Source organism: Streptosporangiales bacterium (genome assembly GCA_009379955.1).
In the GTDB taxonomy this organism is placed as follows: Bacteria; Actinomycetota; Actinomycetes; order Streptosporangiales; family WHST01; genus WHST01.
Map to the genome: position 1 here is coordinate 23,147 of WHST01000072.1, position 10,426 is coordinate 33,572.

The following is a 10,426-nucleotide window of genomic DNA, read 5'->3' on the forward strand; positions in this document are numbered from 1 at the left end:
CGCCGGCGCTGGTCACGATCGCCAGCTCTCGAGCAGGTTGCGCTGCAGCGCGAACATCTCCTTCTCCTCGTCTGGCTCGGCGTGGTCGTAGCCGAGCAGGTGCAAGATGCCGTGCGCGCACAGCAGGGACAGCTCGTCGGCGGTCGAGTGCCCCGCGGTGGCCGCCTGCTTGGCCGCCACCTCGGGACACAGCACGACGTCGCCGAGCAGGCCCGCATCGGAGACGCCGCCGTCACGCCCTGGGCGCAGCTCGTCCATCGGGAAGCTCAGCACGTCGGTGGGTCCCTGCTCGTCCATCCACTGCACGTGCAAGCGGGTCATCGCCGCGGTGTCGACGAGCAGCACCGAGAGGTCGGCGAGCGGGTTCACCCGCATCTCGTCGAGGACGTGCCGGCACAGACCGGCGAGGTCGCCCTCGTCGACGGTCACGCCGGACTCGTTGGCGATCTCGATGCTCATCGCGACCGCCGTCCCGTGTCCCCGGGTCTACAGGGGTCGTCAGCGGCCACGCCGTCGCTTTCCGGCCCGCGCCGCCGAGGCGAGCTCTGCCGGACCTTCGGCCGTGTCGTACCTCTCGTAGGCGTCGACGATCCGGCCGACGAGCTGGTGGCGGACCACGTCACGACTGGTCAGCTGCGTGAAATGGACGTCCTCGATGCCGTCGAGGATGTCACGCACGACGCGCAGGCCGCTGCGCTGGCCGTTCGGCAGGTCGACCTGGGTGATGTCGCCGGTCACGACGATCCTCGACCCGAAGCCGAGCCGGGTGAGGAACATCTTCATCTGCTCGGGCGAGGTGTTCTGCGCCTCGTCGAGGATGATGAACGCGTCGTTGAGGGTGCGGCCGCGCATGTACGCCAGCGGTGCCACCTCGATCGTGCCGGCGGCCATCAGCCGCGGGATCGAGTCGGGGTCGACCATGTCGTGCAGGGCGTCGTAGAGCGGGCGCAGGTACGGGTCGATCTTCTCGTACAGCGTGCCCGGCAGGTAGCCGAGCCGCTCCCCCGCCTCGACCGCCGGGCGGGTCAGGATCAGCCGGTTGACCTGCTTGGCCTGCAGCGCCTGCACCGCCTTGGCCATCGCGAGGTAGGTCTTGCCCGTGCCCGCGGGACCGATGCCGAAGACGAGCGTGTGCTTGTCGATCGCGTCGACGTAGCGCTTCTGGTTGAGCGAGCGCGGCCGGATCCGGCGACCGCGGCTCGAGAGGATGTCGACGGTCAGCACGTCGGCGGGGCGTTCCGGCTCGCTGTCGCGGAGCATCGCGACGCTCCGTTCGACGGCGTCGGGCGTGAGCTGGGTGCCCTTCGCGAGGAGTGCGAGCAGCTCGTCGATGAGGGTCGCGACCTGCGCGTTCTCCTCTTCCTTGCCCGTCACGGTGATCTCGTTGCCGCGGACGTGGATGTCGGACTCGAACGCGCGTTCGATCACGCGGAGCAGCTCGTCGCGCGAGCCGAGGAGGGCGACCATCGTGTGGTCACCGGGAACGACGATCTTGGTCTGTGCCCGTGGGGCGTGTTGGGTGTCAGCCATGCGCGGTGTCGGCCGCCCCGCCTCTCCTGCTCGATCCGACGTAGTCGGTCCCATGGTAGTGGGCTCGCGCCCCCACGGTCGCCCCCATTCGCGGGCGTCACGAACCCTACCCAACGGCGCGACGCCGAACCTCAGCCCGGCGGCCAGCCCAGCCCGCGTCCGCCCAGCACGTGGGCGTGCACGTGGAACACCGTCTGCCCCGCTCCGGCACCGGTGTTGAACACCACCCGGTAGCCGGGCTCGACGATGTCCTCGTCCTCGGCGACCAGAACGGCGGTGTCGAGCACCTCGGCGAGCAGCGCGGGGTCACGCCTCGTGAGGTCGGCGAGGTCCGGGTAGTGGGTCCTGGGGATCACGAGCACGTGGGTCGGCGCCTGCGGGTTGATGTCACGAAACGCGACGACCCGATCGGTCTCCCGCACGACGCTCGCGGGCACCTCCCCCGTGACGATCTTGCAGAACAGGCAGTCGGCCACTTTGTCCTCCCGGATTCGGTCGGGCCGGTGCGTTCAGGCGTGTTGCGGATGGCAAGGTAGTCGACCAGTCACGGTAAACCAGGAGCGGCATCGGGGCGTCGTAGGCGCGTGACCATCGCCACGGTACCGCTCGGAGCGGAACGGGAGATTGTGGTCGAGTCTCGCTGGGAGGCCGACGAGGCCGTCACCGAGCTCTACAGCGCCCATTACCGGTCGCTGGTCCGACTCGCCGCACTGCTCCTGCGCGACCCCGAGAGCGCCGAGGACGTCGTCCAGGACTCCTTCGTCGCGATGCACGGCGCGTGGCGCCGGCTCCGCGACCAGGAACGCGCGCTGCCGTACCTGCGACAGGCCGTCGTCAACCGGGCCAGGTCCGCCCTGCGTCGACGCAAGGTCGAGGTCAAGTACGCGCCCACGCCGGGGCCTGACGCACCCAGCGCCGAGTACGGCGCACTCGGAGCGGTGGAGCGCGACGCCGTCCTCACCGCCCTCGACAAGCTGCCGGTGCGCCAGCGCGAGACGCTGGTGCTGCGTTACTACGGTGACCTCTCCGAGGCACAGATAGCGGAGGCGATGGGAATCAGCCGCGGCTCGGTCAAGAGCCACGCGTTCCGGGGGGTGGCGGCGCTGCGCGAGCTGCTGCACGACGAGCCGCACAAGGTCGACGCACCGAGCGAGAAGGGGGGTGAGCCGACATGAGCGGGACAACGGGCGATGAGACCGGGAAGGACCCGTTCGAGGAGCGGCTCCGTGCCGCCCTCACCTCCGCCGCGGACGACGTCACGCCGCGCGGCGACGGCCTCGCGCGCATCCGCGGGCGGATCAGCGAGGGCAAGGGCTCCTGGTGGGCGCGCACCCGCGACACGCTCCTCGCCCGGCCGGCCTTCGCGGCCGCGAGCTCGGTGGGTGTCATCGCGCTCGGGCTCGTGACGGCGGTCGCGATCGGTCAGGTCTCCGGGGTCGCGCAGCCGTTCGGCGGCGGCTCCTCCCCCAGCGCCGCCGGCACCACCGCGGGCTCGACGCAGACGACCTCCGCGTCCCCGACCGACGAGCCGTCGCACAGCGCGTCGACCCACACCAGCGAACCGTCGGACAGCTCCACGGGTCCGCCGCCTCCCGCGACGGTCAGCGTGCCCGTCTACTTCATCTCGCGCACCTCGGGCGGCTACGAGCTCACCCAGTCGAGCCGCACGGTGACCGTGCACGGCACCAAGCGGGAGCGGCAGACCCAGCGCGCCGAGGCCGCGTTCAGCGCGATCTACGAGACCAACCCGCAGGCGCGGTCGGCGAACGTCTGGCAGTCGGGCACGACGGTGGTCGACACCGAGCTCGTCGGCGACACGCTGCGGGTCGACCTCTCCGGCGCCGGCGGGTCGGGCGCCAGCTCCTCCGCCGAGGCGGCGCGGGCGGCGCTCAAGCAGGTCGTCTACACCGGCCTCGCCGCGGCACCGTCGGCGAGCACGGTGCAGGTACGTGTCGGCGGGGCGGCGGTGTCCTCCTTCTGGGGCGTCCTCCCGATCGACCCCGGCGGCGTCGGCCGCGGCGACTCGGCACTGACCCGGCCGTTCAACACCATCAGCTCGCCCGACCCCGGCGCCACGGTCGGCTCACCGGTGACGATCTCCGGCACGGGGGCGTACGACGGCGGCCAGGTGCAGTGGCAGGTGCTCAGCGGCGGCACGGTGGTCAAGAGCGGCTCGGCCGACACCGGCACCGACGGCTTCGGCGACTGGAGCCGGAGCGTCACGCTCGACCCGGGCTCGTACGTGCTCGAGACGTTCGAGCAGGCAGGCGGCAGCCGGCGGCACGAGGAGTCGGTCTCCTTCACCGTCACCGGGTAGCGGCGCACCCGCTCAGCCGGCCGACTCCGTCCGGTGCGTGGCGATGAGCCGTTGCAACGCGAGCGCGTTGTCGCTGGTGCGGATCAGCCGCTTCACCAGCCGGTGCAGATCGCGGAACTCCGCGGCGGTCAGTTCGGCGAACTGCTCGTCGTTGACCCTGCGCTGCACGACGGACAGGTCCGCGAGCAGGCGGTGACCGGCCTCGGTGACGGCGAGCTCGACGGCGCGCGAGTCGCTCGCGCTCCTCGTCTTGGTGATGAGGCCGGCGGCCTGCAGCTTCTTGGTCTCCATCGTGATGAAGGCGGGACTCACCCGCAGGTGCTCCGCGACGACCCGCACCGTGGCCGGGTGGTCCTGCAGGTGCCTGATCGTGACGAGGGTCGTGTACTGGGCACCGGCCAGGCCGACGTACGAGGCGTGCCCGTTGCGCACGGCCTCGTGCCGTGCGCCGAGAGCGAGCAGGTCGTGGACCAGCTCGCGGAACGTCCCGTCGGAGCCGTCGGTCAGCAGCTCCGGCCTGGTCACCGTCGACGGCACAGCCGAGTCGTCGGTCGCCATCCGGCACCCCCGAATCATTGACTCACTTAGCTAAGTAGCTGCACTATATCGGCATGACGACGAAGACCGGCGCCGACCACCTCGCCTCGCTGCGCGACGGGCGGCAGGTGTTCCTCGACGGCGAGCTCGTCGCCGACGTGACCGAGCACCCGGCGTTTCGCGGCGCCGTACGCTCGGCGGCGGCCCTGTACGACCACCAGGCCGACCCCGCCAACCTGGAGTTGATGACCGTCGAGCTGCCGGGCGGCCGGCGGGTCAACCGCTCGTGGTCGATCCCCACCGGCTACCAGCAGCTCGTCGAGCGCCGGCGCGCGCAGACGGCGTGGGCGGAGCTGACATACGGCTTCATGGGCCGCTCGCCCGACCACGTCGCGTCGGCGATCGTCGGGCAGGTCATCGGCATCGACACGCTCCGCACGTACGACGAGCGCGGTGCACAGGCGTTGCTCGACTACTACGACTACGCGTCCCGCGACGACATCTTCCTCACCTACACGATCATCAACCCGCAGGCCGACCGGTCGAAGGCGTGGGGCGAGCAGCCCGACGAGGATCTCGTGGCCGGTGTCGTCGACGAGGACACCACGGGCATCACCGTGCGCGGCGCGAAGATGCTCGGCACCAGCTCGATCATGGCCAACGAGATCTTCGTCGCGAACCTGCAGCCGCTCCGGCCGGGTGAGGAGAAGTACGCGATCTCGTTCGCCGTCCCGATGAGCACGCCGGGGCTGAAGGTGCTCTCCCGCAAGTCGTACGAGGCGGCCGCGGTGTCGGAGTTCGACAACCCACTGTCGTGCCGCTTCGACGAGAACGACGCGCTCGTCTACTTCGACGACGTCAAGGTGCCCTGGGACCGCGTCTTCGTCTACCGCGACGTCGACATGGCCCGCGCCCAGTTCCACGACACCTGCGGCCACATCTACCAGAACTACCAGGCACAGGTGCGGTTGGCCGTGAAGACGCGGTTCCTCGCCGGCCTGGCGCGGCGCCTCACCGAGGTGATCGGAACGGTCAAGATTCCTGCGGTCTCCGACCGGCTCGGACACCTCGCCGCACAGGTGGCCGGCGTCGAGGCGATGCTGCACGGCATCGAGGCGACCGGCACCCGGGTCGGCGACGCGTACGTCCCGAACAAGCACTTCGTCTACAGCGCGCAGGTGCTGACCCAGGAGCTCTACCCGCAGCTCGTCGCGACGATCAGGGAGCTCGCCGGCGGTGCCCTCATCATGTTGCCGTCCTCCGTCGCCGACTTCGACGACCCCGACCTCGCGCGCATCATCGGCAAGACGCAGCTCTCCCCCGCGATGGAGCCGAAGGAACGCGTCCGGTTCCTGAAGCTCGCGTGGGACGCCGTGGGCTCGGAGTTCGCGTCACGGCACCTGCAGTACGAGATGTTCTACGCCGGCGCCCCGTTCGTGACCCGCGGCCACAGCTTCCGCACCTACGACTGGCCGTCGGCGACCGGCCTCGTCGACACCGCGGGCGGCTGACCCCGCCTCCCGGTCAGCGGTTGATCTCCGCCATCGACACGTCGCCGTCGAGGGCGACGAGGGTCTGGGACGAGAAGTCGACCACCGCCAGGCTCAGGCCCATCTCCTCGTACGCCTGGAAGTCGGGCCAGGTCATCTCCTCGTCGAACAGGGCGCTCACGACGTCCGCGCTCGTGTCGAGGTTCGCGTTCCCGCGCTCGGTCGGGGCGAGACGTCGCCTGCCGTCGGCCACGACCTTGTCGTGGTCGTCGACGGTGAAGACCCAGGTCGCGCTGTGGAGGATCTTGTCGCGGCCCTCGTGCTCGTCGTCGAGGTCCTCGACCTCGACGATCGGCGGCACCCAGGACAGCACCGAGGGGTACTCGGGACGGTTCGCCGCATCGCGGTACTCCGCGAGCGCCCTGAGCACCTCGAGGTTGCGCCTCGCCACCTCGTCCTCCGGCCGGCCGTCGACCAGCGACGCGGTCAGCGCCCGCATCGCCTCGTCGACCTGTCGTGCCGCCTCTGTCACGTCGATCATCTGTCTCGCCTCTCTCGTCGCTCTACTTCTGCAGGAAGTGCCGGATGTGTGTCGCGGCAGGTTGTCGGCGATGCTGTCGAGCAGGCCCTTGCAGTTCTCGTCGGCGAGGCCCGCGAACGCGAGAATCCCCTTGATCTCGGTACACGGTCGCGGGCGACACACCGCGGAGGCTCGACGCCGCTGACGTTGTCGACGGTGGCCGCGAGCGAGCTCGTCGTCGGTATCCAGACCGTGCAGACGGAGTCGAACGCCGCCTTGCTGTCGAAGCCGGTCAGTGAGGGCTGCGTTCGCCTCTTCCTGGGCCGAGGTGATGTCCCGCTCGGCGTCCACGACGGTGCCGGACACGCCGTACGCGGCGTTGCCGATGGATCGCACCTGCGCGGGATGGATGGTGACCACTGTCGCGCTCCCCTTGACATCGGCGTCTGACGGGGGGTGCGATGCCTCGCCTCGAAAGGTGGTTCGGGAGCTAGCGACTCGCCCAGGCGTCGGTGCTGTCGGCGAGCTTGAGCACGCGGCGCGGCAGCCGGCCGCTCGCGATGTCGCCGACCGTCACGTGCTCGAGCACCCCGCGCAGGCTCGCCCTGGCGGCGACCCAGACCGTGCGGAGCGGCTCGACCGGGCCCTTGTACTCGCTCTGCTCCGGGCGCATGCCGCGGACCTCGGCCAGCGGGCCGTCGAGCGCGCGGATCACGTCGGCCACGGCGATCTCCTTGGCCGGGCGGGCCAGCAGGTAGCCGCCCTCGTTGCCGCGCCGGCTCGCCACGATGCCCGCGCGGCGCAGCTGGTTGAGGATGCCCTCGAGGAAGCGGGTGGGGATCTGCTGCGCCTCGGCGAGCGCCTCGCAGCTCACCCGCTCCTCGTGCGAGCTGGCGAGCACGACGAGTGCCCGCATGGCGTAGTCGACCCGAGCGGAGATATGCACGGGCTCATTCTGCACCCATGACCGGGAATTGCCGACGACCGACCCGAGGGGAACGTCAGTCGGGGTCGGATCCGCCGATCCTCGTGTCGATGTCGACGTCGGCGCCGTCGGCGCCGGCGCCGAGCATCGTGTGCGTCGAGTACCTGACGAGGTCGAGATCGAGTCCCAGCTGCCCGTACGCGTCGATGTCGGGCCAGGCCAGCTCCTCGTCGACGAGCGCGCCCACCACCGAGGCCGCGGTCTCCGGCCGGCGTTCCTCGCCGAGGCCCGCGAGCCGCTCGGCACCGCCGGTCACCGCCCGCTGCTCGTCGGTCACGGTGAACACCCAGGTGGCGAACTGGATGACCTTGTCCTCCGGTCCGGCCGTCTCCTCGATCTCCAGCAGCGGCGGCACCCACTCCAGCACCGCCGGGTTGTCCGGACGCTCGGCCGCGTCCTGGTACTCCGCCAGCGCCCGGAGGACGTCCCAGTCGCATGCCGTCACGTCGTCGTCGGAACGGTCGGAGTCGGTGAGTACGCGGGTCAGCGCGCGGACGGCGTTCTCGAGCCGCTCCGATGCCTGCTGCACGTCGGTGGTGTCCATGTCGCTATCCCTTGTAGATGAAGTGCCTGATGTGGTGCATCTGCCAGCCGCCGTTCGGCCCCTTCTTGAGCACGGTCACGGTGACGTCCGAGTGGCCGTACTTGCCGTACCGCACCGGCGGCACCTCGACCCGGTATCCCCTGGCCTTCATCTTCCTGGCGTAGTTGCCGGCCTGGCCCTTCGCGTCACCCGTGCTCTTCGCGTACGACCTGGTACGCCCCTGGTCGTTCCTGAGGTACCGCGTCGGCGACTTGGATGACGGGGAGTGCATCTTACTGAGCGCGGTGTTCATCGAGCCCGCGCCCTTGCCGGCCATCGCGACGCCTCCGGCGACGGCGGACACCGACGCGAGGGTGACGGGGACACTGACCGCGGCGACCGTGCCACCGCTGAGCACGGTGGCGCCGCCGCCACCGACCACCCCCACGCCGCCGAGCGCCGTGAGGGTCGCGCCGCCGATGGACAGGGCGAGACCGCGGGAGAACTCGCCCACGGCCTCACCGTTCTCGCCCAGCCAGTCGCCCACCGGGTCGTTCTTCGGCAAGGCCTCGGGTGAGGTGTCGCGCCAGTAGTCGCGCATCGACTCGCTGTCGAGCAGGTCGTCGATGGCCGAGCCGTACAGGTCCGCGTTGTGCGCGAGCCACCTCGGGTCCGCCACGTCCGTGGAGGCCGGCAGGCTCGTCCCGATCCGGTCGAGGAGGACCGTGGCGTCGTTGTCGGCGGCGGCGACGTAGCGCAGGATCCCCTTGACCTCGCGTTCGATCCGCGGCGCCGCCAAGGTCGCGGTCAGGTTGTCGCCGTCGGGATTTCCCATGGCGTCGACGGTGCCGGGTACGTCGTCGGACCTCTGCGCCGACCCGTCGTCGGCGACCGTGACGTGGTTCTCCTTCGCGTCGGCGAGGGCGGCCAGCAGCCTGTTGTGGGCGGTCGACATGGCCGACGTCAGGCCCGCGACGGCGTTCTTCCCTGTCTCCATGCGGAGAGCGGCGATCGACAGCGCGAGACCGTTGGTCCGCACCACCGACGACGCCTCGGGCAGACCGTCGCCGGTCCAGGCCGACCCGGCGGCGAGCTTGCGCGCGACCCTGGTGCCGTAGTCCTTCCCGCCGACCTCGAACCACGCCCCGGCGACGCCGAACTCCTCGGCGATGCCCTGGAGCCCGGCGATGCTGACCTGCTCGATCACGGAGACGGTGACGGCCATGTCAGAACCCCGGCCGGGAGCCGAAGACGGGCACCTTGGTGAACAGCGAGGCGCTGTCGTCGTCGCCACGGACGGCGGCGTCGGAGGTCCTGACGATCTTGCTGCCGGTGCTGACCGTGTCCGTCGCGAGTCCCTTGCCGATGACCACCCACATCGCGAGGCTGCTCGACAGCGCGGCCCTGCTCTGCAGGCCGCTCAGCCGGGCGTCACCGACGTCGGCCTTGCCCCGGTTGAGCGCGCTCGTCGCGCTGGGCAGAGTGCTACCGCCGACATCGCGCGCGGCGGCACCGATGGCGGTGAGCTCCCCCGGTCGGACGGTGATGCTCACGATTCCCCCTGGGTCGAACGGTCAGAACGACCCTCCGACCTCCCCGTCCGGGAGCACGTTCCACCGTCGACCAGTACCGGCCAGCGACTCCCGGTTCAGGCCCAGCGCCGGGTGCGCGACAGCAACGCCGCCGCGGCGACGGTGCCGGCCGTCGCGCTGCGCAGGACGGTGGGGCCGAGACGCAGGAAGCGGACGCCCGCGCCGGCGAACGCAACGGTCTCGGCGGGAGAGACGCCGCCCTCGGGGCCGACGACGAGCACGAGCTCGCCGGTCGCCGGTATGTCGACGGCGGTCACCGGCTCCCCGCGGTCGGCGTCGAGCACGGCCGCGAGGGACGCCGCGGCGAGGCGTTCGAGCACGGCCGAGGTCGACATGACCTCCGGCACCATGGGGGTCCAGGCACGCCGCGACTGCTTCGCCGCCTCGGTCGCCGTCGCGCGCCACCGCTGCGCGGAACGCTCGGCCCGGTCGTCGCGCCACCGCACGACACAGCGTTCGGCCTGCCACGGCACGATCTCGTCGACGCCTGCCTCGGTCATCGTCTCCACCGCCTGCTCGGCGCGGTCGCCCTTGGCCAGCGCCTGGACGACGACCAGACGTGGCTCGGCGGGCGGCACCTCGCGCCGTTCGACGACGGCGCAGGTCAGCGTGTCGCGGTCGGCCGCGGTCACGTCGCAGGTCACCAGTGCACCGGCGCCGTCGGACAGCAGGACCCGTTCGCCGGGACGGACGCGCCGTACCCGCGCCGCGTGCCGCCCCTCGGCGCCGTCGAGGACGACGACGTCGTCCGCGAGCGACGCGGCAGGCACGTGGAACAGCGGCGGCGTGGACACTAGGGATGCGCTGATTTTCTGGTTCGTCCGGGGTGCCGTCTGGCTGGGTGCTGGGGATCGCGGAATGATGAGGTGTGCGCAGCGATCAGGCCAGTTTCACCGATGTCGAGTACGGCAACCGTCGACGGGTCTCCCGCC

The 10,426-nt window shown here is 70.9% G+C and carries 14 protein-coding genes; 4 read left to right on the forward strand and 10 right to left on the reverse strand.

The genetic code is table 11. The annotated features are described in order from the left end of the window. Positions 1-12 precede the first annotated feature (12 nt). From ybeY to GEV10_20230, 3 genes are all read right to left on the reverse strand, one after another. A complete protein-coding gene (ybeY, locus tag GEV10_20220) occupies positions 13-459 on the reverse strand; it encodes an rRNA maturation RNase YbeY (protein ID MQA80774.1) in 447 nt (148 codons plus the stop codon). Between the two features lie 39 nt (positions 460-498). Beyond that, positions 499-1,530: an AAA family ATPase gene (locus tag GEV10_20225; protein ID MQA80775.1), complete on the reverse strand. Its 1,032-nt coding sequence runs from the start codon at positions 1,528-1,530 to the stop codon at positions 499-501. 131 nt (positions 1,531-1,661) lie between these two features. Next, positions 1,662-2,006, reverse strand: coding sequence for an HIT domain-containing protein (locus tag GEV10_20230; GenBank protein ID MQA80776.1), 345 nt, complete (start codon positions 2,004-2,006; stop codon positions 1,662-1,664). 147 nt (positions 2,007-2,153) lie between these two features. On the opposite strand from GEV10_20230, the gene GEV10_20235 reads away from it, so the two are divergent. Next, on the forward strand, positions 2,154-2,705 hold the full coding sequence (locus GEV10_20235) for a SigE family RNA polymerase sigma factor (protein ID MQA80777.1): 552 nt from the start codon (positions 2,154-2,156) through the stop codon (positions 2,703-2,705). Further along, positions 2,702-3,847 carry a hypothetical protein gene (locus tag GEV10_20240; protein MQA80778.1) on the forward strand — a complete coding sequence of 382 codons (1,146 nt, stop codon included), beginning with the start codon at positions 2,702-2,704 and terminating at the stop codon, positions 3,845-3,847. The genes GEV10_20235 and GEV10_20240 overlap by 4 nt, the downstream gene beginning before the upstream one ends. Positions 3,848-3,859: 12 nt before the next feature. Here the strand turns inward: GEV10_20240 and GEV10_20245 are convergent, their stop codons facing one another. Then, positions 3,860-4,423 (reverse strand): MarR family transcriptional regulator, encoded by a 564-nt coding sequence (locus GEV10_20245; protein ID MQA80779.1) that lies wholly within the window; start codon positions 4,421-4,423, stop codon positions 3,860-3,862. A 35-nt stretch (positions 4,424-4,458) separates the two neighbouring features. Here GEV10_20245 and GEV10_20250 point away from each other — a divergent pair, with 35 nt between their 5' ends. After that, positions 4,459-5,895, forward strand: a complete 1,437-nt coding sequence (locus GEV10_20250) for a 4-hydroxyphenylacetate 3-monooxygenase (GenBank protein ID MQA80780.1) — start codon at positions 4,459-4,461, stop codon at positions 5,893-5,895. A gap of 13 nt (positions 5,896-5,908) precedes the next feature. On the opposite strand, the gene GEV10_20255 is transcribed toward GEV10_20250, so the two are convergent. Then, on the reverse strand, positions 5,909-6,415 hold the full coding sequence (locus GEV10_20255) for a hypothetical protein (GenBank protein MQA80781.1): 507 nt from the start codon (positions 6,413-6,415) through the stop codon (positions 5,909-5,911). A 195-nt stretch (positions 6,416-6,610) separates the two neighbouring features. On the opposite strand from GEV10_20255, the gene GEV10_20260 reads away from it, so the two are divergent. Continuing rightward, positions 6,611-6,844, forward strand: a complete 234-nt coding sequence (locus GEV10_20260) for a hypothetical protein (protein MQA80782.1) — start codon at positions 6,611-6,613, stop codon at positions 6,842-6,844. 40 nt (positions 6,845-6,884) lie between these two features. Here the strand turns inward: GEV10_20260 and GEV10_20265 are convergent, their stop codons facing one another. From GEV10_20265 to GEV10_20285, 5 genes are all read right to left on the reverse strand, one after another. After that, positions 6,885-7,340 carry an Rrf2 family transcriptional regulator gene (locus GEV10_20265; protein MQA80783.1) on the reverse strand — a complete coding sequence of 152 codons (456 nt, stop codon included), beginning with the start codon at positions 7,338-7,340 and terminating at the stop codon, positions 6,885-6,887. A 55-nt stretch (positions 7,341-7,395) separates the two neighbouring features. After that, positions 7,396-7,923, reverse strand: coding sequence for a hypothetical protein (locus GEV10_20270; protein ID MQA80784.1), 528 nt, complete (start codon positions 7,921-7,923; stop codon positions 7,396-7,398). A gap of 4 nt (positions 7,924-7,927) precedes the next feature. Next, the gene (locus GEV10_20275; protein MQA80785.1) at positions 7,928-9,127 is read right to left on the reverse strand and encodes a hypothetical protein; all 1,200 of its coding nucleotides are present in this window, start codon (positions 9,125-9,127) and stop codon (positions 7,928-7,930) included. Position 9,128: 1 nt separating this feature from the next. Beyond that, a complete protein-coding gene (locus tag GEV10_20280) occupies positions 9,129-9,455 on the reverse strand; it encodes a hypothetical protein (GenBank protein MQA80786.1) in 327 nt (108 codons plus the stop codon). Between the two features lie 95 nt (positions 9,456-9,550). Next, positions 9,551-10,288 (reverse strand): 16S rRNA (uracil(1498)-N(3))-methyltransferase, encoded by a 738-nt coding sequence (locus GEV10_20285; GenBank protein MQA80787.1) that lies wholly within the window; start codon positions 10,286-10,288, stop codon positions 9,551-9,553. Positions 10,289-10,426 lie beyond the last annotated feature (138 nt).

What these genes read in the sequence shown, in the direction of transcription:
- GEV10_20250 (MQA80780.1), top strand. Translation starts at nt 4,459, where the DNA reads ATGACGACGAAGACCGGCGCCGACCACCTCGCCTCGCTGCGCGACGGG.
- GEV10_20240 (MQA80778.1), top strand. Translation starts at nt 2,702, where the DNA reads ATGAGCGGGACAACGGGCGATGAGACCGGGAAGGACCCGTTCGAGGAG.
- GEV10_20275 (MQA80785.1), bottom strand. Translation starts at nt 9,127, where the DNA reads ATGGCCGTCACCGTCTCCGTGATCGAGCAGGTCAGCATCGCCGGGCTC.
- GEV10_20255 (MQA80781.1), bottom strand. Translation starts at nt 6,415, where the DNA reads ATGATCGACGTGACAGAGGCGGCACGACAGGTCGACGAGGCGATGCGG.
- GEV10_20245 (MQA80779.1), bottom strand. Translation starts at nt 4,423, where the DNA reads ATGATTCGGGGGTGCCGGATGGCGACCGACGACTCGGCTGTGCCGTCG.
- ybeY (MQA80774.1), bottom strand. Translation starts at nt 459, where the DNA reads ATGAGCATCGAGATCGCCAACGAGTCCGGCGTGACCGTCGACGAGGGC.
- GEV10_20270 (MQA80784.1), bottom strand. Translation starts at nt 7,923, where the DNA reads ATGGACACCACCGACGTGCAGCAGGCATCGGAGCGGCTCGAGAACGCC.
- GEV10_20225 (MQA80775.1), bottom strand. Translation starts at nt 1,530, where the DNA reads ATGGCTGACACCCAACACGCCCCACGGGCACAGACCAAGATCGTCGTT.